Below are 22,621 nucleotides of genomic sequence, written 5' to 3'. Positions count from 1 at the left end.
GGCGACCCAGGGGACTCTAGTCGGCCCCTACGACAAGAACGAGGCCCCACACGCGCTATTCGGCGAATGGCTCGACCATCACAGCGGCGGCCCGCAGCCACGCCTGCCGGGTCTCCTGCTGGAGGTCCTGATACTCGATCGAGGAGCCCACCTCGAGGGCCGGGTCGTACGGCACCACCGCCACCGCCCGGGTGCGGGTGGCGAAGTGCTTGGCGAAGTCGGCCAGCATCGGCAGCGGCCCCGGCGACGGGCACGAGATCAGCGTCACCGCGTTGGACACCAGGTCACCCATGCCGCTGTCGTCGAGCACGTCGAGCATCCAGTCGGCGGTGAACGCGGCGTCCTCGCGCGGCACCGTGGTGATCACCAGCTGGTCGGCCTGGCGCATCACGGTCTGCCAGTTGACGCTCTCCACGTTGTTGCCGGTGTCCACGCAGACCACATCGTGGGTACGCCGCAGCAGGTCCATCACCCGGCGCACGGTGGCCTGGTCTAGGCGCTGCGCGAACCGCGGGTTTTCCTCGCCGGCCAGCACGTCGTACGACCCGTCGGCGGCGTGCCGCAGATAGCCGTCGAGCTCGCCGTGCAGGCCGTCGCCGTGCAGGTTTTCGATCTGCATCAGGTCGGCGAGCAGGTGCTTGATGGTGCGGGCGTGCCGGGCACTGCCGGCCCGCAAGCCCAGCGTGCCGCGCAGCTCGTTGTCGTCCCAGGCCAGCACGCCGCGACCGCGGACGCTGCCGATGGTGGCCGCGGCCAGCACCGTCGCGGTGGTCTTGTGAACGCCGCCCTTGGGGTTGGCGAAGGCCAGCACCCGCGGCTTGCCGAGCTTGCGCCGCAGCACCGCGACGGCACGTTCCATCTCGTCGTCGGGCCGGGTCTGCCGCCACTCGATCCGGGCGCCGGCCGGCGAGGTGGGCGCCGCGGCGGCCGGCCGCAGAAGAGAGGGAAGAGAGGGTGGCGGGGCCATCGGGGGTGGAGCCACTGGCGGCGGAGCCACTGGCGGCTGGGCGATCGGAGGCGGCGGGGCCGGCGGCGCGGGAGCCGCGGCGGACGCGCGGACCTGCGGGTAATCGCGCGGCACCGGGCGCGCCGACGGGCTGAAGAAGCTGTGCGGCTGCCCGTTGGTGTCGGGCTGCTGCCGGCTCTGGTGGCGCGGGTCGAGCGGGTTGAGCGGCCGCGGCGGCATCGGCTGCTGCTGCGTCGGGGGCGCCGCCTGCTGGGCCTGCCGCTGGCGTTCCTCGAACGCGGCCCGCGCCTCGAGCGGGTTGAACGGGCGGCGTTCCGGCCGGCTCGGCAGCGGCGTGTACGGCTGTGGCTGCTGCGGCAGCGCGGCCTCCCGCTCCGGCTCGGCCGGCGGATCCTCGACCGTGCGCGAGCCATGCCGTCTGCGGTCGAGCAGCGCCCGCCAACGCGGGGCGGGTTCCGCAGGCCGGCCCCAGCCGGTCTCGGTCCCATCCACCACGGCTCGTCCTCCCTGCGCTACACCCGGTATTGCCCTCGGCTTTCGGTTCGCCGCTGACAGGCTACGGAGCCCACCCTATTGCGGCCAGTACCCGAGCGACCATCCCCGGTTATCTCCTAGATCGAACAAAGGCACCGGTTTATCTAACGTCCGGACGGCTCTCGAGGTGTTGAGGGCACGGCAGTGCGCTCCTCCGGTGCCGTGGCAGAAGGATCCAGCAAGGGGTTGCGGCCCGCCGCTGAGGCAAACATCACCGCGGACCCGAGCGAAGACAGTATCGGCGCAGGGCCTCGTGAGGCAATGCCTGAACTGTCGTTTGGCACAGGTTGCGCGGATCCGCGCGGCTCAGCCGGAACCGTCCCGTCCTGTTCGGGCAGCGGCGGCCGGAACTCGGCGCGGTCCAGCCGTTGCACCTCGGGCGCCGGGTCCACGACGCGAATCCCGGAACGAGCCGCGACCTGCTGCAGCGCGGCCGGGGTGCCGCGCACCACGGCCGCGAGGACACAGGCACAACCGGAGCGGTACGCGGCGGCCTCCGCGCCCGCCGTGACCGCGGCCGCCTCGTACGCCCGCCGGGCCCGGTCCTGCCCGCCGGTGAGCTTCCTGCTCAACTGGAGGTATCCGGCCCGCTCCTGATCGCGCTGCACCGCCATCGAGTGCATTCCGGACAGCGCATCGGCCGGGAGGCTGTAGACCGGCAGGCGGACCACCTGGGTGTGCGCCTCCGGGATCGGCACCCGCACCAGGACCTGGGCCACCGCGACGCCGTCCAGCAGTCCGGACAGGTCGGCGGGCAACCGGTAGCGGTCCAGGCTGATCAGCGCCCAGGTGTAGCCCGCGGCGGGCGCCGACGGGTCGGTGAGCGCCGACAACTCGGCCCGGGACGAGCTCACATACCCGGGCACGGTCTGACCCTCCACCACGCCGACCCGCACCATGTCGCCGCCGTCGCCGGCCGGTGCCTCGCCGCGCTGGCTCAACCAGTACCCGCCGAGCAGCACCACCCCGGCCGCGACGACGGCGAGGCCGAGCGAGGTGCGTACCGCGGTCCTGCCGCGCACCATCGGCTGCCGCACCGGCTCCGCGGGCGCCACCGTTGTCTCCCCGAGATCAGCTCGCGTCCTGAAGCACGTCCAGTGCGTACTTCAGGTCGTCAGGGTAATCGCTGACGAACCGAACCTCATCGTGCGTTCGGGGGTGCACGAACCCTAATTCTCGGGCGTGCAGCCACTGCCGGTTGAGCTTGAGCCGGGTCGCCAGGGTCGGGTCGGCGCCGTAGGTGAGGTCGCCGGCGCAGGGGTGGCGCATCGCCGAGAAGTGCACCCGGATCTGGTGGGTCCGGCCGGTCTCGAGCTTGACGTCGATCAGGCTGGCCGACCGGAACGCCTCGAGCGTGTCGTAGTGGGTGACGCTCGGCTTGCCGCCGGACATCACCGCGAACTTGTAGTCGGCGGTGGGATGCCGGTCGATCGGCGCGTCGATGGTGCCGCGCAGCGGATCGAGGTGGCCCTGCACCACGGCGTGGTAGCGCTTGTCCACCTCGCGCTCCTTGAAGGCCCGCTTGAGCACGGTGTACGCCACCTCGCTCTTGGCCACCACCATGAGCCCGGTGGTGCCGACGTCGAGCCGGTGCACCACGCCCTGCCGCTCGGCGGCGCCGCTGGTGGCGACGTTCTGACCCATCGCGGCCAGGCCACCGATCACGGTCGGGCCGGTCCAGCCGGGACTCGGGTGGGCGGCCACGCCGACCGGCTTGTCGACCACCACGATGTCGTCGTCGCTGTAGATCACCGCGAGGCCGTGCACCGGCTCGGCCACCACGACGGGCGCAGCGGCCGGGGCCGGCAGCGTCACCTCGAGCCAGGCACCGGCCGAGACCTTGTCGGACTTGGGCCGCGGAAAGCCGTCCACCAGCGCGTCGCCGGCCTCGACCAGGGTCGCGGCGGCGGTGCGGGACAGCCCGAACAGCCGGGAGACGGCCTGGTCGAGGCGCATCCCGTCGAGCCCGTCGGGCACCGGGAGGGAACGCTGGCCGCTCATGCTGTCTTCGCTTCCGGTTTCTTGCGGGTCAGCCGGCTGCCGTCGCGCTGGCGCCCGGTCAGTTCCAGCAGTACGGCCAGCACCACGCCCACCGACAGGCAGCTGTCCGCGATGTTGAACACCGCGAAGTGCTCGCCGTACGGCCCGAACACGCTGATCATGTCGACCACGTGGCCGTGCAGTACGCCGGGCGCGCGGAACAGCCGGTCGGTCAGGTTGCCCAGGGCACCGGCCAGCACCAGCCCGAGCGCGAGCGCCCAGGCCATCGAGCGCAGCCGGGTCGCCATCACCGCGATCCAGCCGACCACCACCATGGTGATCAGCGGGAACACCCAGGTGTACGAGCTGCCCAGGCTGAATGCCGCGCCGCTGTTGCGCAGCAGCGACAGATAGACCAGGCCGCCGAGGATGCGCACCGGCTCGCCCTCGGTCAGGTTTTCCGTACTGAGCCATTTGGTCCACTGGTCGAGTGCCAGGCCCAGCATGGCCGTGACACCCAGCAGCACCACGGCAGGGCCGCGGAAGCGGGGTTTCGGCCCCGGCACCGGCTCATCCACCGCGGCCGGTGCCGCCTCGTCGGCGTTCAGCGTCGTTCCTCCAGCTGCTTACAGGACACACAAAGGGTCGCGGCGGGGAAGGCCGCGAGCCGCTCGACCGGGATGGCGGTGCCACACCGTTCGCACCAACCGTAGTTGCCCTCGCCGAGCCGGTCGATGGCGCGTTCCACCTGGGTGATCCGCTCCAGCAGGTTGTTGGCGAGGGAGATCTCCTGCTCACGTTCGAACGTCTTGGTGCCCGCGTCGGCCTGGTCGTCCCCGGCCGAGTCGGCCAGCCGCTCCCGTTGCAGCTCGGTGATCTCGGTGAGCGACTGATCGTACTCGCCCTGCAGCTCGGCCAGGCGCGCGGTCAGCGCCGTCCGGATCTTTTCGGTCTCGTCGGCGTTGCGGCTCCGCTTGGTGGCGGCCTTGGCGGTCGAGGCGGACCTGGTGTCGGTTGCCTTAGCCATCGTCGCTCCCTCGGCCGCACCCCCCGGCGCGGCGATCAGCGTTGTCGAGACCCGTCCGGCCCCGGTCGGGCCAGGCAGCGGGTCTCCTGTCGTGCCGGACGTGTGCCCCTAACGGAGCGCCGGCCCATCAACCTCCGGGCGTCGATCTTGCCCCACGTGCACAAACGGCGCGGCTGAATAACCAGCCGCGCACTCCGGAGGGTGGCAAGGATACGGAACGTATCCGGCAGCGACAACCGATACTCAGGATCTTGCCCGACTAAACCCCGCAAAAGCGGTCAGGCCGGTCGCTCGGTGCCGTCCTCGCCGTGCCACCGGGCCAGCCGCCCCCGCCGGCTCACCGCGCGCAGCCGCCGCTCGGCCACGTCCCGGACCGCCGCGGTGGCGACGATCAGCAGGGCGTCACCGGTACGCAGCCGAGTGTCCGGCCCCGGCACGAAGCCGGCGCCGTCGCGCACCACGAGCGTCACCGACGCACCCACCGGCAGCCGCAACTCGTCGACGTAGACGCCGGCCAGCTTCGAGCCCGGCACGACGTCGAGCTGCAGCAGGTCGGCGTTCATCCGCTCCAGCGGCGCGGTCTCCACGTGCAGCTCGGCGGCCTCGTGCGGCGCGGTCACCCCGAGCAGCCGGGCGGCCGGGCCGAGCGTGCTGGCCTGCACCAGGGTGAAGATGATGACCAGCACGAACACCGCGTCGAACAGTCCGTCCGCGCCCGGCGTGCCGGCCGACAGCGGGATGGTGGCCAGCACGATCGGCACGGCGCCGCGCAGCCCGGCCCAGGACAGGAACGCGGTGCCCCGCCAGCCGACCCGGTTGTCCGGCCGGCGCGGACCGCGCAGCGGCCGGGCCACCACCGCACTGACCACCACCGACAGCGGCCGGGCCACGAACGTCAGGATCAGCCCGACGAACAGCGCGGGTACCACCGCGGCCGGCAGCCGGTCCGGCGAGGCCAGCAGGCCGAGCAGCACGAACAGCCCGATCTGGGCCACCCAGGCCAGGCCGTCGGCGAAGCCCAGCACGGCCCGGCGGTGCGGGATCTGCCCGTTGCCGAGCATCACCCCCGCGACATAGACGGCCAGGAAGCCGGATGCGTGCGCCACCGCGCCGGCCGCGTAGGCGAGCACGGTGAGGCCGACCGCGGCGATCGGGTACAGCCCGGCCGAGGGCAGTGCCGCGTGCCGCAGCGTCCACCGGCCGGCCGCGCCCACCGCGAGGCCGATGACGGCGCCGGCGGCCAGTTCGTACGCGACGATCAGGACCTCGTACCACCATGGATGGGTGAGTGCCGCGGTGCTGGAGAGAAGCACCACCAGCAGCACCACCGGAGCGTCGTTGAGGCCGGACTCGGCCTCCAGCGTGGCAACCAGCCGCGGCGGCAGGCGCAGCCGCCGCAGCGTCGCGAAGACCGCTGCCGCATCGGTCGACGAGAGCACCGCGCCGTAGAGCAGGGCCAGGCGCCAGTCCAGACCCAGGACGAGGTGCACGGCGATGCCGACCACCACGATGCTCACCGCCACGCCGACCGTGGCCAGCGTCGAGGCCAGCCCGAGCACCGGGCGCAGCGTGCTCCACCGCGCGGTCAGCCCGCCCTCGGCGATGATCACGATGAGCGCGCAGAAGCCGAGCGCGCGGGTCAGGTCGGCGTCGTCGAACCGGATGCCGAGGCCGGCCTCCCCGATGACCATGCCGATGCCCAGGTAGACCAGGAGGCTGGGCAGCCCGAGCCGGGTGGAGAACCGGACGGCGGCCACCGCCACCAGCAGCACCAGGGCACCGACCAGCAGCCCGAGGTCCAGACCGCCGCTCACGTGGTGCCGGCGCCGTCGCGCAACGCGGCCAGCCGGCCCACCATCTCGTCGCCCACCCGGGTGCGACCGGCACCCGGGCGCACCCGTACCGGAACGGAAAGTCCTGCGGGTTCGTCAGGGCGCCGGGTGACCATGCCCCATTGTGCCGATCACCCGGCCCGGCGTGAGAGGGGAGGTTAGTGCCGGGCCGCGGCGGCCACCAGCCGGTCCACCGGCCGGCACAGTCCACACGGGTTGAAGCCGAGGTCGACGGCCTCGTTCACCGGTACCGGCTCGGTGAGCCGGCCGACCAGGTGCGGGCAGTCGGGCAGGTGGTAACGCGGCCGGCCGTCGACCACCAGCACCTCGGCGTCCAACTGGGCGATGCGCACCGCGTCGGCGGGCCGCACCGACTGCGGCAGCGGCTCGTCGGCTGGGTCGTCCTCGTCCGGCTCGGCGAACTCGTCGGCCAGCCCGGCGGCCTCGGCGTGCCCCGGCGCGGCCCGGCGCCACTGCTCGTCGGGGTCGTCGCTGCGGGCCGCGTTGATCGCGTCGGCGGCGAGATCGTAGTCCGGTTCCGGTTCCGGTTCGAGATCCGGCTCCGGTTTCGCGAAGGCGAACGGCTCGTCGTCGTGGCGCGCACCCGAGGTGCCGGCGGTCATGCCGGCTGCGGCGTCGCGGCGACCGGCCTGATAGGCCTCGTCGGCGAAATCTTCCTCAGCCGCGAAGACGGGCTCAGAGGATTCGAACTCAGACGACTCGAACTCAGGGGACTCGAACTGGACGGTTTCGCGCCGGTCCACCGGCTCGGGCGGCGGGCCGAAGTTTTCGGCCTCGGCGACCAGGTCGGGATCGGCGGCTCCGGCGGCGCGGCGGCCCGCATTTTGCCGCGCGCCGATCACCAGCGCCACGGCGGCCAGCAGGCTCGCAACGATCGAGCTGATCAGCAGGTTGCTCGATCCACCGGTGAGGCCCAGCACAAGCAGCGTCACCGCGACGAGGATGAGCAGCAGGCTAACAACGATCATGGCTCATCCTCGTCGAGGTGCCGGGGGTCAGCGTTCAGCGCCCGGATTCGATGGAGTTGGTGCGGCCGCCGCCGTAGGACGACGCGAGGCCGGCCGCGGCGAGACCGCCGGAGCCGCCGACCGCGCGGTTGGCGTCGGCCCGCGACATCTCGGCCTCGAGGCCCTGCCCGCGACCGTCGAGGTCACGCAGCTGGGACTCCAGGTACGCCTTCAAGCGAGTGCGGTATTCCCGCTCGAACTGCTTGAGCTCCTCGATGTGCTTCTGCAGCGCGGACCGCTTGGCGTCCAGGCCGCCCATGGCCTCCTGGTGCCGCTGACGGGCGTCACGCTCGAGGGCGTCGGCTTTGGCGCGGGCCTCGCGGGTGACCTCCTCGGCCTTGGACCGGGCGTCGGAGAGAAGCTTGTCGGCCTCGCGACGGGCGTCGGACACGTGGTCGTCGGCGGTCCGCTGGGCCATCATCAGCACTCGCAGCGCCTGCTGCTCGCCGTCGCCGCTCGCGCCGCCGGGCGGGCCACCGACCGGACCCTGAGCACGAACCTGCTCGAGCTCGGCCTGCATCTGCCGGGCTGCCTGCTCGGCCTGCGCCTTGTCCCGCTGGACGCGGTCAAGCTGCGCCTTCACATCGTTGAGCTCGGCGGCAAGGCGGGGGTCGGCACCCGAGACGGCTGGCGCGCCACCCCGGCCACCGCGCTCCACCTGGGCGCGCAGCTCGTTGTTCTCCTCGATCAGACGGGCGAGTTCGCGCTCGACCTCGTCCAGGAAGGCGTCGACCTCCTCCTCGTCATACCCCCGCTTGCCGATCGGGGGCTTCTTGAAGGCGACGTTGTGCACGTCGGCCGGGGTCAGCGGCATCGAAACTCCTCGGGTCAGTCGCGGCCGCGGTTGGGGCTGCTGTCTAGCTGTAGTTCAGGATCAAGTTATGAAGCACAAACCTCATGAGCACGAACAGGATAACCAGCAGCACGATGGAAGCCAGGTCCAAACTCACGTTACCAATGCGCAGCGGTGGGATCACACGCCTCAACGCCTTGAGAGGCGGATCAGTGACGCTCCACACCGTTTCGAGTGTCGCCGACGCGCCCCGACCCGGCTGCCAGCGACGTCCGTACTGCAGAACCGCGCCGAGGACGAACCTGGCGAGCAGGACCAGGAAGAAGAGGTAGACCAAAAGGTAGAGGATCTGGAACAAGATCGACAGCACTGGTGAGGGTCCCTCGTCTGGGTCAACTCTGAGTGAAGAAGCCGCCCTCAGCGATCTTGGCCTTGTCCTCCGCGGTGACCTGGACATTTGCCGGAGAGAGCAGGAAAACCCGGTTGGTCACGCGCTCGATCGTACCGCGAAGACCGAAGGCCAGGCCTGCCGCAAAGTCGACCAGTCGCCGCGCATCTCCCTCGTCCATCTCGGTGAGGTTGATGATGACCGGTACGCCGTCCCGGAAGTGCTCGCCGATGGTGCGGGCCTCGCGGTACGTGGTGGGGTGCAGGGTGGTGATCTGGTACCGCTGCTCCTCCTCCACCGGCCGGGACGGCTGCGGCTGCGGCTGGTGCACCTGCTGCGGGGCGAGGGCCAGGTTGTCCCGGGTGGAGTAGCTCAGCGGCGCGGCCTGCTCACTGGCCGGAGCGGGACGGGTGATCGAACGGACCCGGGCCCGATCGCCGGATTCCACCCGATCGTGGTCGTCGAGGTCGGCGCGGGAGAGCCGTTCCGAGATACGGCTCCGCTCGGTCCGCGCGCGCGGCACCGACCGCTCCTCCTCGACGTCGTCGTCCTCGTCCGCGAACTCGTCCGCGTAGCGGTCGCTCGAATACCGGTCCCGATCCCGGTCGCGGTACGAGGTCTCCCGGTAGCCGCGATCGTCGTACCCGCGGTCGTCGTCCTCCTCGACGAGGCCCAGCCAGACGCCCGCCTTCCGAAGCGCGCTCATGCCCCCACCTCGTCCCACTTGGCTTCGACCCGACCAGCCATGTCCCCCACCTTCGTCCGCTGCGCGGCCCGCACCCCCTGCGTACCGCATCCCCCCTTGCGCGCCGGCCACCGGTAGAGGGACGTCGCGTTAAACAACACCTATGTAGTTTGCTGCCCGCCGCAAGGCTACCGCAGCGGGTTTCGCATTCCGAGCAAAGAAGTGCCGATCCGGACGTGTGTCGCTCCGTGCCGAACGGCCGCCTCCAGGTCGCCGCTCATCCCCGCCGAGACGGCCGTGGCCGCGGGGTGCGCCGCCACCAGCCGGGCGGCCAGCCCGGCCAGCACCTCGAACGCCCGGTCCGGCTCCCAGCCCAGCGGCGCCACCGCCATCAGCCCGCCGAGCCGCAGGCCGTCCGCGCCGGCCACCGCATCCGCCGTGCGCCACAGGTCGTCGCCGGCCGCGCCGCCCCGTTCCGGATCGCCGTCGATGCTCACCTGCACCAATACCTCGAGCGGTGCGGGCCGTCCGGGAGCGGCCCGAGCCAGCGCCTGCGCCAGTCGCTCCGAGTCGACCGACTCCACCACGTCCGCGTACCCGATCACGGATTTGACCTTGTTGCGTTGCAACTGCCCGACGAAGTGCCAGCGCGGTGTGGCGCCGGCCGCCCGGACCTCGGCGGCCTTGGCAGCCGCCTCCTGGTCGCGGTTCTCGCCCACGTCGGTGACGCCCAGCCCGGCCAGCAGCACCACGTCGCTGGCCGGGTAGGTCTTGGTCACCGCGACCAGCGTGACCTCCTCGGCGGGCCGGCCGGCCGCCGCACAGGCGCGCGCGATCCGCTCCCGTACCCCGGCCAGCGAGACGGCGAGTTCGGCGCGCCGGTCGGAGGTCAGATCACGAGCCGTTCTTGAGGAAGTCCGGCACGTCGACGTCGTCGAAGAGAACCCGGCGCGTCGGCTGAGCCGGCGCGGTCGGCGGCGGGCTGACCACCGGCGGCGGGACCGTCGAGGTCGGCACCGTATGGGTGGGAGCGGCCGGCTTGCGAGCCGGCTCGGCCGGCTTGTACGACGGAGTACCGCCGTCGAAGCCCGCCGCGATCACGGTGACCCGCACCTCGTCGCCGAGCGCGTCGTCGATCACCGCACCGAAGATGATGTTGGCGTCCGGGTGGGCCGCGTCGGTGACCAGCTGGGCCGCGTCGTTGATCTCGAACAGGCCCAGGTCCGAACCGCCGGCGATGGAGAGCAGCACGCCGCGCGCGCCGTCCATGCTCTGCTCGAGCAGCGGGCTGGAGATCGCCTTCTCGGCCGCCTCGACCGCCCGGTTGTCGCCGCGCGCGCTGCCGATACCCATGAGCGCGCTGCCGGCCCCGCTCATCACGCTCTTGACGTCGGCGAAGTCCAGGTTGATCAGACCCGGCGTGGTGATCAGGTCGGTGATGCCCTGGACACCGGAGAGCAGCACCTGGTCGGCCTGGCGGAACGCGTCCATCATGCTTATTCCGCGGTCACCGAGCGCCAGCAGCCGGTCGTTCGGGATCACGATCAGCGTGTCACACTGGTTGCGCAGTTCGTCGATGCCGGCCTCGGCCTGCACCTGGCGGCGTTTGCCCTCGAAGGAGAACGGCCGGGTGACCACGCCGATGGTCAGCGCGCCGAGCTTGCGGGCGATGTTGGCCACCACGGGCGCGCCGCCGGTGCCGGTGCCGCCGCCCTCGCCGCAGGTCACGAAGACCATGTCGGCGCCCTTGAGCACCTCCTCGATCTCATCCCGGTGGTCCTCGGCGGCGTTCTTGCCGACCTCGGGCTGGGCGCCCGCACCGAGCCCACGGGTCAGCTCGCGGCCGACGTCGAGCTTCACGTCGGCGTCGCTCATCAGCAGCGCTTGGGCGTCGGTGTTGATCGCGATGAACTCGACTCCCTTGAGCCCCACCTCGATCATGCGGTTCACGGCGTTGACGCCGCCACCGCCGATCCCGACGACCTTGATGACCGCCAGATAGTTGTGTGGAGGTGTCATCGGGCTCAGCCTTCCCTTCCGGGGTTGCCGGATGTCGTGGCCCCGTACATCCGCTGCCGTGCAAGGGAGGGCGAGGAAAACCCTCACCCTCTACTAGAGGCTTAGGTTTATGTCAACCATTCAACCTCTGGTGGCAACGTATGCGGACAGCACGCGTCAACCAAAGAACCGGCGCGGCGTGTCGAAGCCCGCTTACGTGGCGAATATCCGACGGAGCCGTAACCTCACGCGAAATACGGCGTTCCTGCCCTGATGTCCGCTTACCAGATGAATCTAGCGGATAGTCACGACTGACGGGGCGCTGACGTCGATCTCGGTGCCCGCCTTCTTCAACAGGGCGGTCGCAACCTGGCTTTTTACGTCGCTTTTGGAGTCGTCGCCCCACACCACGGTGCGCTCCTTGCGCAGCTCGAGCCGGATCTGCGCGGGTGCCGCCACCGACACGGCCACGAGTTGCTCGCGCAGTTCCTCGCTGAGCGCGCCGAGCACGGTCAGGGCCGACCGGGTGTTCACGTCGGCGGGGCCGGGGGTCGCCGTACGCACCAGCGGCAGGCCCGCCGGCTGCCGCGGCACCTGCCGGTACGGGACGCCCGCCGCGTCGATCAGCGTGAATCCGCTCGGCGTGCCCGGCACGGCCGCCACCGGGGTGCGCTCCACCACCTCGACCACCAGGGTGGACGGCCAGCTGCGCCGCACCACGACCCGGTCCACCGCGGCGATCGTGCGCACCCGGGCGCGTACCGCGTCCAGGTCGACCCGGGCCAGCGGCTCCTCCAGCGGCACCGCGGCGGCCTCCTGCACCTGGTGCGGCGCCACCAGCTGGGTGCCGACCACCTGCACCTCGCGGACACCGAGCACCGCGGTGCCGTACACCAGGTAGGCCGCGCCACCGCCGGCCAGCAGCACCGCGAGCGTCACGGCCCAGGGCAGCACGGCGCGCAGCCGCCGCTGGCGGGCGCGCGCCATGAACCGGCGCACCGAGGTCGGCACCGCGTCGGTGTCGGCCCGGACCAGCCGCCAGTTACGCCCCCCGCCCGCGCGCACGCGTTACGCCCCGGCTTCCGACTCGGCCAGCGCCGCCAGCAGCTCGTCGCCCATCAGCGAGATCGGCGGCGCGCCCATGGTCACCACCACGTCGCCGGGCCGGCTGCGGCGCACCACCTCGGACGGCACGTCCTCCCAGTCCGGCACGAACACCTTGTGGCCGGCCGGCAGGTCGGTGGCCGCGGTCAGCGCCACCCCGCCCTCGCCGGGCGCGCGCACCTCACCCGGTCCGAAGACCTCCATGATGATGGCCTCGTCGGCCAGCGCCAGACCCTCGGCCAGCTCGGCCTGCAGGTCGCGGGTGCGGTAGACCCGATACGGCTGGAAGACCACCAGCAGGCGGCCGTCGCCGGCCACCTCGCGCAGCGTGCGCAGCGCGGCCTTCACCGAGGTGGGGTGGTACGCGTACTCGTCGTAGACGCGGACGCCGGCCGCGATGCCCTTGCGCTCGAACCGCCGGCGGACGCCCGGGAACGACGCCAGCGCCTCGGTGATCTTGTCGAGCGGCAGCCCGAGACGCAGCGCGGTGAGCACCGCGGCGGCACTGTTGAGTCCCATGTGCCGGCCGGGCAGGGCCAGCTTGATCTCGCCGAGCGGCGTGCCGTCCAGTTCGGCCCGGTAGCGCACCCCGCTCACGGTGGACACCACGTCGCTGAGCCGCAGATCGGCGTCCGGGCTCTCACCGTACGTGTAGACCGTGCGCCCCGCCGCCCGCAGGTCGGCGATCAGGCCCTGCGTGCCCGGGTCGTCGGCGCAGGTGACCACGAACCCGTCCGGCTCGGTCAGCTCGGCGAACTGGCGGAAGCCGGCCTTTAGGCCGTCCAGGTCACCCCAGTTGTTGAGGTGGTCGCCCTCGATGTTGGTCACGATCGCGACGTGCGGCCGGTAGATCAGGAACGACTTGTCGCTCTCGTCGGCCTCGGCCACGAAGTGCGGCCCGGTGCCGTGGTGCCCGTTGGACCCGGCCTCGGAGATCTCGCCACCGATCACGAAGGACGGGTCCTGCCCGGCGTGCTGCAGGATCACCGTCATGATCGAGGTGGTGGTGGTCTTGCCGTGGGTGCCGGCCACCGCGATGGTCTGCCGGTTGGTCATGGCCGCCGCGAGCGCCTCCGAGCGGTGCAGCACGCGCAGGCCGCGACGCCGGGCCTCGACCAGTTCGAGGTGGTCCTGCGGAATCGCGGTCGAGTAGACAACCGTGTCCACACCGTCCAGGTTGGCCGCCTCGTGGGCCATGTGCACCGTGCCGCCCAGGGCGCGCAGCCCGGCCAGCGCCGGCCACTCCCGCAACTCGCTGCCGGTGACCGGGACGCCGCGGGTGAGCAGCAAGCGGGCCAGGCCGGCCATGCCGACCCCGCCGATGCCGATCAGGTGCACGCTGCCCAGGTCCTCGGCGGTCAACTTGCCGGCCGGCGACAGCTCCGCCGTGTTCACAGTTGCACTCCCCTGCTCCGCATGAAGGTCATCGGGCCTTCGCCACCGCTTCCAGAACGAACTCCAGCAGCGCCTCGTCACCGTCGCGCCGGCCATACTGCGCCGCGGCCGCGCCCATCGCGTACAGCCGCTGGTGGTCCCGGGCCAGCGGGATGAGGTGCTGCTCGATCCACTCGGGGGTGAGGTCGGCGTTGTCGACCAGCACCCCGCCGCCGGCCTCGACGACCGGCAGCGCGTTCCGCTTCTGCTCCTGGTTGCTGTGCGGGTAGGGCACGTAGACGGCCGGCACGCCGAGCGCCGTCGTCTCGGCCACCGTGATCGCCCCGCCCCGGCACAGCATCAGGTCGGCGGCGGCATAACCGAGTTGCATCTCGGACAGGTACGGCAGCACCACGTACGGCACCGGCAGGTCGGCCGGCACCTCGAACGGGTCGTTGCGGCCGCCCTGGACGTGCAGCACCTGGATGCCGGCGTGCGCCAGCCGCTTGGCCGCGGCCGCCACCGCCAGGTTGATGGTGCGGGCGCCGGACGAGCCGCCCGAGACGAACAGCACCGGCAGGTCGGGGCGCAGGCCGAACTGGTACAGCGCCTCCGGCCGGAGCGCGGCCCGGTCCAGGTGGGTGAGCGAGGTGCGCAGCGGCACGCCGACCACCCGCGCGTCGCGCAGCGACTCGGCCTGCTGCGGCTGCTGCGGGAAGCCGACCGCGACGTTCTTGGTGAACTTCATCCCCATCCGGTTCGCGACGCCCGGCGGCACGTTCACCTCGTGGATGACGATCGGCAGGTCGCGCTTCCAGGCCGCCAGGTAGGCCGGCACCGAGACGTACCCGCCGAAGCCGACCACCACGTCGGCCTGCACCTCGTCGAGGATCTGGCCGGCCGCGTGCGCCGACTTGTACATCCGGTCGGGGGTACGCAGCAGGTTGAGGTTGATCGCGCGGGGCAGCTGAAACGCCGGGATGACCCGCAGGTCGTACCCGGCCGGTGGGATCAGTTCGTTCTCCATGCCCTTGGGGCTGCCCAGCGTGGTGATCCGCACCTCGGGGAAATGCCGTCGCAGCGCGTCCGCGAAGGCGAGCAGCGGATAGATGTGACCGCCGGTGCCTCCCCCGGCGAGCACGACCGACCGCAGCAGGCCCATCACCGCCTCCTCTCAGCCCCCGCACCCGTCGGTACCCGGCCGGCCGCCGGCTTCTTCGCGGGCTGCCGCGGCGGGGGGATCGGCGGCAGCGGGGCCCAGACTAGCCGTACCCATCTCGCGGGCGGACGGGCGTTCAGGGCGCGGGCCGCCTCCGGCTCGGCGCGGGCGAACGAGGCGAGCATGCCGATCGCCGCGAGCGTCACGACGAGGGCGCTGCCACCTGCGGAGATGAACGGCAGCGGGAGGCCGGTGATGGGCAGCATGCCGGTCACGCCGCCGATGTTGATGAACGCCTGGCTCACCAGCCAGGTGGTGATCGCGGTGGCGGCCAACCGGCGGAACGGGTCGGCCGAGCGGCGCGCGATCCGGAACCCGGTGTAGGCGAGCACCGAGAACAGCGCCAGCACCACCATGCAGCCGACCACGCCGAGTTCCTCGGCCACCACCGCGAAGATGAAGTCGTTCTCGGCCATCGGCAGCCAGTTCCACTTCATCACGCCCTTGCCCAGGCCGACCCCGAACCAGCCGCCCTCGAAGATCGCCGAACGGGCCTGGATCAGCTGGTAGCAGGGTCCGTCCAGGTCGCAGCTCTCCAGCGGCTTGAGGAAGTTGGTGAGCCGGGCGAACCGGTAGTTCTCGCCCTCGCCGGAGCCGGAGCCGGCGCCGCCGGACGCGGCCGCGATGAGCAGGCCGATGCCGGCCAGGCCGAGCACGCCGAGCGCGGCGAACACCCGCAGCCGCACCCCGGCCGCCCAGAGCAGGCCGACCACCAGCGCCAGCAGCACCAGCATGGTGCCCAGGTCGTTGTAGCCGACCAGGATGAACAGCAGGCCGATCACCGGGAACAGCGGCCGGGCCAGCTCCCGCCAGTGCCCCAGCGCCGGGCCCTTGCGGGCGATCACGTCGGCACCCCACAGCACCATGCCGAGCTTGGCCAGTTCGGCCGGCTGCAGACCGACCGGGCCGAAGTACAGCCAGAGCAGGTCGGCGTGCACCGGGCCGATCCGCGGCTTGTCGAGCAGTTCGACCGAGTGCAGCGCGCCCAGCAGGTCGAGGATGGCCAGCAGCACCACGGCCGCGGCCAGCACGTACCTGCCCAGGTACCGCAGCGTGCCGGCGGGCAGTCGCTGGCAGGCCCAGAACGCGACCAGGCCGAGCAGCGCGAACACCGCCTGGTTGGCGATCGCCGAGAAGGCGTTCCCGTACTTCGCGTACGCCGTCACGCTGGTCGCCGAGAAGACCATCGTGAGGCCGATCAGCAGCAGCATGCCGGAGCTGGCGATCAGCAGGTAGTACGAGGAGAGGGGCCGGGCCAGCAGCCCGTGCACCGCGGGCAGCAGCTGCCGGCTCAGTGACGGGCGGGGCCGGGTGTCACGGTCGTCCGCCATGGACACATCATGGTCGCGCCGACACGCGAGCCCGCGTCACGGCTCGGGCGTGTCGCGCGAGATCTATCCCATCGCCGCCAGGAAGTCGTCGCGGGCGAGATCTATCCCATCGCCGCCAGGAAGTCGGAGTAGAACAGCCCCAACCCGATCGCCACGCAGATGCCGGCCACGATCCAGAACCGCACCACGATGTTGACCTCGCTCCAGCCGGCCAGCTCGAAGTGGTGCTGCAGCGGTGACATCCGGAACACCCGTTTACCGGTGGTCTTGAACGAGATGATCTGGATCACCACGGACATCGTGACGATCACGAACAGGCCGCCGATGATGATCGACAGCAGGGTGGTCCGGGTGGCCACCGCGAGGCCGCCGATCAGGCCGCCGAGGCCGAGCGCGCCGGTGTCGCCCATGAAGATCCGGGCCGGCGACGTGTTCCACCACAGGAAGCCGACGCAGGCCGCCGCCGCGGCCGCCGCGATCATCGCGATCTCCAGCGGATCTCGGACCTGGTAGCAGTACTCGTTCACGCGGGCGTAGTCGTCGTCGCCGCACCAGTGCCGGTACTGCCAGAAACCGATCACCGCGTACGCCCCGAGCACCAGGATCGAGGCGCCGGTGGCCAGGCCGTCCAGCCCGTCGGTGAGGTTCACGCCGTTCGACATCGACATGATCACGAAGACGAACACCAGCACCGAGCCGACCTTGCCCACGTTCAGCCAGTCGATGTCCCGGATGAACGAGATGTTCTCGCTGGCCACGGTCTCGCCGTTGGTGCTGGGCACGTACAGCGCCGCGATGCCGAACCCGGCCCCGACGATCAACTGGCCGAGCAGCTTGCCCTTGGCGCTCAGGCCGTCCGAGTTGCGCTTGCGCACCTTGAGAAAGTCATCGAGGAAGCCCACCACGCCGCAGAACACGAACAGGCCGAGCAGGACCAGCGCGGTCATGGTCGGCCGCTCCTGGGCGATCTGCCGCTCGGGCAGCGTGGTCAGGGCGATGTGCCCGGCCACGTACGCGATCACGGTGGCCACGATGAAGGCCACCCCACCCATCGTGGGCGTGCCCTTCTTGCCCTGGTGGGAGGCCGGACCGATGGACCGGATCGGCTGGCCGGCCTTGAGCGCGGTGAAGACCCGGATGGCGATCGGCGTGCCGAACAACGAGATGATGAACGCGACCGCTGCCGCGACGATGACTGCCCTCACGGGCGAACCTCCTCGGGACGCAGTGCATCCACCACGTCCCACGTGCGGTAACGGGAACCCTTGACCAGCACGACGTCGCCGGCGTGCAGGTCGGACTGGACGATCTCGATGGCAGTGGCTTGGTCATCGGCGAAGATAGCCTCACCGGTCCAGCCATCGACCCCGTTCGCGCCGTCCAGGATCGGACGGGCGTTCTCGGCGACCGCGACCAGGCGGTCCACGCCGAGTTCGGCGGCGAGCCGGCCGACCTCCTCGTGCCCGGCGCGCTCGTGGTCACCCAGTTCGGCCATGTAGCCGAGCACCGCGACCCGGCGCCGGCTCGAGGCCATGGCGGCGAGCGCGTGCAGCGCCGCGGCGGTCGACGACGGGTTCGCGTTGTAGGAGTCGTCGATCACGATGACGCCGTCCGGCCGGGCGAACACGTCCATCCGCCGGCTCGAGGCGATCCCGACCGCGCCGAGTGCGTCGGCGACGTCTTCGAAGCCCAACCCCAGCGCGAGCGCCACCCCGGCTGCGGCGAGCGTGTTCGCGACCTGATGCCGCCCCGCGACCCCGAGCCGGACATTTCCGATCTTACCGTCGAAATGCAGGCGGTAGGACGCGCGCCCCGCCTCGTCCAGCGTCACGTCGGTGGCCCGGACCGCGGCGGCCGGCGACTCACCGGTCAGCAGCACCCGCGCGGAGGTCCGCGACGCCATCGCGGACACCAGCGGATCGTCCGCATTCAGCACCGCCACCCCGTCGGCCGGCAGCGCCTCCACCAGCTCGCCCTTGGCCCGCGCGGTGCCCTCGACCGAACCGAACTCGCCGAGGTGCGCGGCACCCACGTTGAGCACCAGGCCGACCCGCGGCCGGGCGATCCCGGTGAGATAGCTGATGTGCCCGATCCCCCGGGCGCCCATCTCCAGCACCAGGTAGCGGGTCTGCTCGGTGGCCTGCAGGACGGTGTACGGGAAACCCAGCTCGTTGTTCAGCGACCCGGCCGGCGCGATGGTCGGACCCAGCCGGGACAGCAGCTGACCGAGGTAGTCCTTGGTGGTGGTCTTGCCGGACGACCCGGTCAGCCCCACGATCGTCAGGTCCGGCAGCCGCTCCACCAGGGCCCGGGCCAGCGCGGCCAGCGCCGCGAGCGGCTCGGCCACCACGACGCCCGGCTGTCCGGTGTCCCGGGTGCTCAGCACCGCCGCGGCACCGGCCTGGACCGCCGGCCCGGCGTACGCGTGACCGTCCACCTTCTCGCCCTCGAACGCGACGAACAGGCCGCCCGGCCTGATCCGGCGGGAGTCGTACTCCACCGGGCCGGTCACGGACAGCGACGGCTCCGCGTTGACGAGAGTGCCACCGGTGATGCCGGCGATCTCGCCCAGAGTGATCGGGATCAAGAGTCGCCCCCCGCGGCCACGGTCAGCGCCGCCGCCAGCTCGATCCGGTCGTCGAACGGCAGCATCTGCCCGTTCACCTCCTGGCCCCGCTCGTGTCCCTTGCCCAGCAGCGCGATCACGTCGCCCGGTCCGGCCAGCCGGACCGCCTCGTCGATGGCCGCGCGGCGGCCGGCCACCTCGATCAGCTTGGCGCCGGCGGCGGCCTCCTCGGCGCCCGCCCGCACCGCGGCCCGGACCGCGGCCGGGTCCTCGGTGCGCGGGTTGTCGTCGGTGACGATCACCAGGTCGGCACCGCGGGCCGCGGCCGCGCCCATCAGCGGGCGCTTGCCCCGGTCGCGGTCGCCGCCCGCGCCGATCAGGCAGATCAGCCGGCCGCCCCGGCCGGCCGCCAGTTCGCGCAGCGCGGCCAGCGCCGCCACGATCGCGTCCGGCTTGTGCGCGTAGTCGACCACGCCGAGGATCTGGCCGGGCGCGTCCACCTGTTCCAGCCGGCCCGGCACACCCCGGCACGCCGCGATGCCGCGCGCCGCGATCCTGGCGTCCACGCCGACGGCCACCAGTGAAGCCAGGGCCAGCAGTGCGTTCGCCACGTTGTGCCGGCCGGGCAGGGCCACCCCGCCCTCGACCGCGACGCCGGGGCCGTGCGCCACGAAGCGCTGCCCGAACGCCGACGGCCGGATCTGGTCGGCCCACCAGGTGGCCGCCCGGTCGCCGGCCGCCGAATAGGTGATCGTGTCCGGCTTGACCAGCGGGCGCAGCGCCGGATCGTCGTGGTTGAGGACCTCGGCCCGGGACCGGCCGTCGAACAGCCGGGCCTTGGCCGCGAAATAGTCGTCCACGTCGGCGTGGAAGTCGAGGTGGTCGAGGCCGAAGTTGGTGAACCCGCCAACCGCGAAGCCGATGCCGTTGACCCGGCCCACCGCGAGCGCGTGGCTGGACACCTCCATCACCACGTCGGTCACCCCACGCTCGGCCGCCGCGGCCAGGATGGCCTGCAGGTCGGGCGCCTCGGGGGTGGTGCGCACACTGGCCACCACGAGGTCGCCGAGCCGGGTCTCCACGGTGCCGATCAGGCCGGTGGTGCGGCCGGCCGCGCGCAGACCCGACTCGACCAGGTACGCGGTCGACGTCTTGCCGGCCGTGCCGGTGATGCCGATCATCGTGAGCCGCGCCGACGGGTCGCCGTAGACCGCCGCCGCGGCCGCGCCGAGCACCTGCCGCGGGTCGTCGGCCACCAGCACCGGCAGCCCGGTGGCGAGCGCCCGCTCCCGGCCGGCCTCGTCGGTGAGCACCGCCACCGCGCCGGCCCCGGCCGCACCGGCGGCGAACTCGACGCCGTGCCGGTTGGCACCGGTCAGCGCCGCGTAGAGATCACCGGGACGCACGTCGTGACTGCTGTGCGTGATGCCGGTGACCTGCACGTCCGGCCCGGTCAGCACCGCGGGCAGCAGTGCGGCCAGGCGCGCCAGCGACACGGGCGCGACGGTCTCGGGGCGGGGAACTCCGGGCACGGCGTCAGACCCTACCCGGTGTCCGGCATTCGACTGAAAACGCCATGCGACGGCCTTGGTCTACGGGTGGATACGGAACTGCGGCGCCTTGGTCGTGGACGGCGGCACCCGGTGATGCAGCAGCGCGGTCGACATCATCTTGCTGAACGCCGGCGCCGCCACGTCGCCACCGGTGCCGTGCGGCACCTCGGCCGACACCGCGATCACGAACCGCGGGTTCTCGGCCGGGGCCATCCCGATGAACGACCCGTAGTTGGCGCTCGTGTACTGCCCGTCGATGAGCCGCTTGCCGGTACCGGTCTTGCCGGCCACCCGGTAGCCCCTTACCGCGGCCTGGGTACCGGTCGCGTCCTTGTCGGCCACCACGGTCTCCATCCAGGCCCGCAACTGCCGGGCCACCTCCGGGCTGAGCACCCGGTGCGACTCCGGCTTCGCGGTCGGCGTGACGCCACCGTCCTTACCGGAGATCATCGACTTGATCAGGTGTGGCTGGAGGTAGGTGCCGTCGTTGGCGATCGCCGCGTACCCGGCGGCCATCTGCACCAGCGTGGCGTCCACACTCATCCCGATCGGCACCGAGCCGGACGCCGACCCGCTCCACTCGTCCGGCGTCAGGATCCGGCCGCTGGCCTCGCCCGGCATGCCCTCGTTGGTGGGCCGGCCCAGACCGAACTTCTGCTGGTACTCGTACACCTTCTGCTTGCCGAGTTTGTCCGCGATGAGGATCGTGCCCACGTTGGACGACAGCGCGAGCAGCCCCGGCATCGTCATCTTGGTGCCCTTGGGCTGCATGTGGCCGTCCTGGAAGCGGTAGTTCCCGCGCTCGAGCGCCGGCCCGATGGCCAGCGTCGAGTTCGCGTTGATGTGCCCCTCCTGGAGCGCCGCGCCGAAGATGAACGCCTTGTGCACCGAACCCGGGTCGGCCACGATCGCGCTCGGCACGTCCTCCCGGTCGGTGGGCTCGAAGTCCTGCGGCTTGCCCGCGTTGTACCCCGGGTAACTGGCCTGGGCGAGCACCTCACCGGTGCGCACGTCCAGCACCACGGCGCCGGCGATGGTGGCGTCCCACTCGCGCGCCGCCTCGCCGAGGATGCGCTGCACCTCGTACTGGATCTCGGCGTCGATGGTGAGCTGCAGCGAGGCGCCCGGCTGCGGCGCCACGTAGCGCTGGTAGCCACCCGGGATCGGCTTGTTCAGGTCGTCGCCCTTGCCGATCTCGAACTCCTGGGTTCCGGCGGTGCCGCGCAGCAGCGAGTCGTAGCGCGCCTCCAGCCCCTCGAGGCCCGAGTTGTCGGCGCCGGTGAAGCCGATCAGGTTGGCGGCCAGGTCGGCGCCCGGCACGTCCCGGCGCTCGTCCTGGCGCACCACGATGCCGTCGAGTTTCAAGGCCGAGATCCGGTTACCGACCGAGATGTCGACACCCTGCGCCAGGAACTCGAACCGGGACGGCCCACCGCCCGGCCGGTCGTGCTTGGTGAGCAGCGGAACCAGCTTGGACTGCGGCACCCCGAGCAGCGGCGCCAGCGTCGCGGCGGTCTGCGACGGATTCTTGACCAGCACCGGGTCGGCACCCACGTAGCGCGCCTCCACGCTGTGCGCCAGCACGGTCCCGTTCCGGTCCACGATGCTGCCCCGCGCGGCCGGCAGCGTCACCTCGGTGATCCGGTCCTCGCGCAGCTTGATCAGCCGGGCCGCGTCCGACGGCGACGAGGCCACCTGAAGCACCACCAGCCGCACCCCGATCATCACGAACAGGGACAGCGCCAGCACCGTGCCCAGCCGTAGCCGGCGCGTGCTGTTGGCCAGCTTGGGCGGCTCGGGCGCCACCGCGCGCACGGCCCGGCTGGGACCTTTTGCGGCTGCGGCGGGCGCGGCCTTGCGGGGTGCGGCCTTCGACGCGAGGCGTCGAGGCTCCGCCCGGCTGGCGATCCGCCGCCCGTCCGTCTTACCTGCGGTCCGTCGTGGTTCAGCAGTTTTGGCGGTACGCGACGACAGGACCGGCCGTGGCGCTCGGGTGCTCCGCGCCGCGGCCCGTTCCCGACGCGCCGTCAACTCGTCAGCGTCGTCCCCGACCGGTCCCCCCACCCGGCCGCGCGACGCACCAGGCCGACCCGACGCCGCCGTCTCCCCGACCGGCGTGCGCCCGCGCCCCCGCGCGGCCCGGCCCCCGGCGTCGGTCCCTCCGGCCGGCGTGCGCCCTCGGCCCTGCGGCGTCCGGCTCCCGGCGTCCTCCTCGACCGGCGTGCGCCCGCGCCCGCGTGGC

General features: G+C 71.9%; 21 protein-coding genes. All 21 read right to left on the bottom strand.

What is annotated here, in order from left to right:
* Positions 1–55: 55 nt before the first annotated feature.
* Complete coding sequence (locus Ari01nite_RS21805; protein WP_203783296.1) at positions 56–1,459, bottom strand: MinD/ParA family ATP-binding protein; 1,404 nt, start codon at positions 1,457–1,459, stop codon at positions 56–58.
* A gap of 146 nt (positions 1,460–1,605) precedes the next feature.
* Positions 1,606–2,556, bottom strand: a complete 951-nt coding sequence (locus tag Ari01nite_RS21800; RefSeq protein ID WP_203783280.1) for a hypothetical protein — start codon at positions 2,554–2,556, stop codon at positions 1,606–1,608.
* Between the two features lie 16 nt (positions 2,557–2,572).
* A complete protein-coding gene (locus tag Ari01nite_RS21795) occupies positions 2,573–3,502 on the bottom strand; it encodes an RluA family pseudouridine synthase (protein WP_203783278.1) in 930 nt (309 codons plus the stop codon).
* The gene (gene lspA / locus Ari01nite_RS21790; protein WP_203783295.1) at positions 3,499–4,089 is read right to left on the bottom strand and encodes a signal peptidase II; all 591 of its coding nucleotides are present in this window, start codon (positions 4,087–4,089) and stop codon (positions 3,499–3,501) included. The genes Ari01nite_RS21795 and lspA overlap by 4 nt, the downstream gene beginning before the upstream one ends.
* Entirely contained in the window at positions 4,086–4,508 is a 423-nt protein-coding gene (locus tag Ari01nite_RS21785) for a TraR/DksA family transcriptional regulator (protein WP_203783276.1), read from the bottom strand. Before Ari01nite_RS21785 ends, lspA begins: the two co-directional genes overlap by 4 nt.
* Before the next feature lie 278 nt (positions 4,509–4,786).
* The gene (locus tag Ari01nite_RS21780) at positions 4,787–6,322 is read right to left on the bottom strand and encodes a potassium/proton antiporter (RefSeq protein WP_203783274.1); all 1,536 of its coding nucleotides are present in this window, start codon (positions 6,320–6,322) and stop codon (positions 4,787–4,789) included.
* Positions 6,319–6,456 (bottom strand): hypothetical protein, encoded by a 138-nt coding sequence (locus Ari01nite_RS21775; protein ID WP_203783266.1) that lies wholly within the window; start codon positions 6,454–6,456, stop codon positions 6,319–6,321. Before Ari01nite_RS21775 ends, Ari01nite_RS21780 begins: the two co-directional genes overlap by 4 nt.
* Positions 6,457–6,498: 42 nt before the next feature.
* Complete coding sequence (locus Ari01nite_RS51690) at positions 6,499–7,329, bottom strand: hypothetical protein (protein ID WP_203783298.1); 831 nt, start codon at positions 7,327–7,329, stop codon at positions 6,499–6,501.
* Positions 7,330–7,363: 34 nt separating this feature from the next.
* On the bottom strand, positions 7,364–8,182 hold the full coding sequence (locus Ari01nite_RS21765) for a DivIVA domain-containing protein (protein WP_203783264.1): 819 nt from the start codon (positions 8,180–8,182) through the stop codon (positions 7,364–7,366).
* A 43-nt stretch (positions 8,183–8,225) separates the two neighbouring features.
* Complete coding sequence (locus tag Ari01nite_RS21760) at positions 8,226–8,531, bottom strand: YggT family protein (RefSeq protein WP_203783259.1); 306 nt, start codon at positions 8,529–8,531, stop codon at positions 8,226–8,228.
* A 22-nt stretch (positions 8,532–8,553) separates the two neighbouring features.
* Positions 8,554–9,255: a cell division protein SepF gene (locus Ari01nite_RS21755; RefSeq protein WP_203783258.1), complete on the bottom strand. Its 702-nt coding sequence runs from the start codon at positions 9,253–9,255 to the stop codon at positions 8,554–8,556.
* Between the two features lie 167 nt (positions 9,256–9,422).
* Positions 9,423–10,127, bottom strand: coding sequence for a YggS family pyridoxal phosphate-dependent enzyme (locus tag Ari01nite_RS21750; protein WP_203783293.1), 705 nt, complete (start codon positions 10,125–10,127; stop codon positions 9,423–9,425).
* Between the two features lies 1 nt (position 10,128).
* Positions 10,129–11,253, bottom strand: coding sequence for a cell division protein FtsZ (gene ftsZ / locus Ari01nite_RS21745; RefSeq protein ID WP_203783257.1), 1,125 nt, complete (start codon positions 11,251–11,253; stop codon positions 10,129–10,131).
* A gap of 273 nt (positions 11,254–11,526) precedes the next feature.
* Positions 11,527–12,297 carry a cell division protein FtsQ/DivIB gene (locus Ari01nite_RS21740; protein ID WP_239162903.1) on the bottom strand — a complete coding sequence of 257 codons (771 nt, stop codon included), beginning with the start codon at positions 12,295–12,297 and terminating at the stop codon, positions 11,527–11,529.
* A gap of 3 nt (positions 12,298–12,300) precedes the next feature.
* Positions 12,301–13,731: a UDP-N-acetylmuramate--L-alanine ligase gene (murC, locus tag Ari01nite_RS21735; RefSeq protein ID WP_203783256.1), complete on the bottom strand. Its 1,431-nt coding sequence runs from the start codon at positions 13,729–13,731 to the stop codon at positions 12,301–12,303.
* 28 nt (positions 13,732–13,759) lie between these two features.
* Positions 13,760–14,872, bottom strand: a complete 1,113-nt coding sequence (murG, locus tag Ari01nite_RS21730; RefSeq protein WP_203783255.1) for an undecaprenyldiphospho-muramoylpentapeptide beta-N-acetylglucosaminyltransferase — start codon at positions 14,870–14,872, stop codon at positions 13,760–13,762.
* On the bottom strand, positions 14,872–16,260 hold the full coding sequence (locus tag Ari01nite_RS21725; RefSeq protein WP_203783253.1) for an FtsW/RodA/SpoVE family cell cycle protein: 1,389 nt from the start codon (positions 16,258–16,260) through the stop codon (positions 14,872–14,874). The genes murG and Ari01nite_RS21725 overlap by 1 nt, the downstream gene beginning before the upstream one ends.
* 101 nt (positions 16,261–16,361) lie before the next feature.
* Positions 16,362–17,465: a phospho-N-acetylmuramoyl-pentapeptide-transferase gene (gene mraY, locus Ari01nite_RS21720; RefSeq protein ID WP_203783251.1), complete on the bottom strand. Its 1,104-nt coding sequence runs from the start codon at positions 17,463–17,465 to the stop codon at positions 16,362–16,364.
* The gene (locus Ari01nite_RS21715; protein ID WP_203783249.1) at positions 17,462–18,847 is read right to left on the bottom strand and encodes a UDP-N-acetylmuramoyl-tripeptide--D-alanyl-D-alanine ligase; all 1,386 of its coding nucleotides are present in this window, start codon (positions 18,845–18,847) and stop codon (positions 17,462–17,464) included. The genes mraY and Ari01nite_RS21715 overlap by 4 nt, the downstream gene beginning before the upstream one ends.
* Positions 18,844–20,358, bottom strand: a complete 1,515-nt coding sequence (locus Ari01nite_RS21710) for a UDP-N-acetylmuramoyl-L-alanyl-D-glutamate--2,6-diaminopimelate ligase (RefSeq protein WP_203783248.1) — start codon at positions 20,356–20,358, stop codon at positions 18,844–18,846. Before Ari01nite_RS21710 ends, Ari01nite_RS21715 begins: the two co-directional genes overlap by 4 nt.
* 60 nt (positions 20,359–20,418) lie before the next feature.
* The coding region (locus tag Ari01nite_RS21705) for a peptidoglycan D,D-transpeptidase FtsI family protein (RefSeq protein ID WP_438872210.1) at positions 20,419–22,621 on the bottom strand (2,203 nt) is incomplete at its 5' end.

This window comes from Paractinoplanes rishiriensis (assembly GCF_016862375.1).
Classification (GTDB): domain Bacteria; phylum Actinomycetota; class Actinomycetes; order Mycobacteriales; family Micromonosporaceae; genus Actinoplanes; species Actinoplanes rishiriensis.
Note: the sequence above shows the minus strand (reverse complement) of the source record. Positions and strands in the feature narration are given on the sequence as shown.

What these genes read in the sequence shown, in the direction of transcription:
- Ari01nite_RS21795 (WP_203783278.1), bottom strand. Translation starts at nt 3,502, where the DNA reads ATGAGCGGCCAGCGTTCCCTCCCGGTGCCCGACGGGCTCGACGGGATG.
- Ari01nite_RS21785 (WP_203783276.1), bottom strand. Translation starts at nt 4,508, where the DNA reads ATGGCTAAGGCAACCGACACCAGGTCCGCCTCGACCGCCAAGGCCGCC.
- Ari01nite_RS21775 (WP_203783266.1), bottom strand. Translation starts at nt 6,456, where the DNA reads ATGGTCACCCGGCGCCCTGACGAACCCGCAGGACTTTCCGTTCCGGTA.
- Ari01nite_RS51690 (WP_203783298.1), bottom strand. Translation starts at nt 7,329, where the DNA reads ATGATCGTTGTTAGCCTGCTGCTCATCCTCGTCGCGGTGACGCTGCTT.
- Ari01nite_RS21765 (WP_203783264.1), bottom strand. Translation starts at nt 8,182, where the DNA reads ATGCCGCTGACCCCGGCCGACGTGCACAACGTCGCCTTCAAGAAGCCC.
- Ari01nite_RS21755 (WP_203783258.1), bottom strand. Translation starts at nt 9,255, where the DNA reads ATGAGCGCGCTTCGGAAGGCGGGCGTCTGGCTGGGCCTCGTCGAGGAG.
- ftsZ (WP_203783257.1), bottom strand. Translation starts at nt 11,253, where the DNA reads ATGACACCTCCACACAACTATCTGGCGGTCATCAAGGTCGTCGGGATC.
- murG (WP_203783255.1), bottom strand. Translation starts at nt 14,872, where the DNA reads ATGGGCCTGCTGCGGTCGGTCGTGCTCGCCGGGGGAGGCACCGGCGGT.
- Ari01nite_RS21725 (WP_203783253.1), bottom strand. Translation starts at nt 16,260, where the DNA reads ATGGCGGACGACCGTGACACCCGGCCCCGCCCGTCACTGAGCCGGCAG.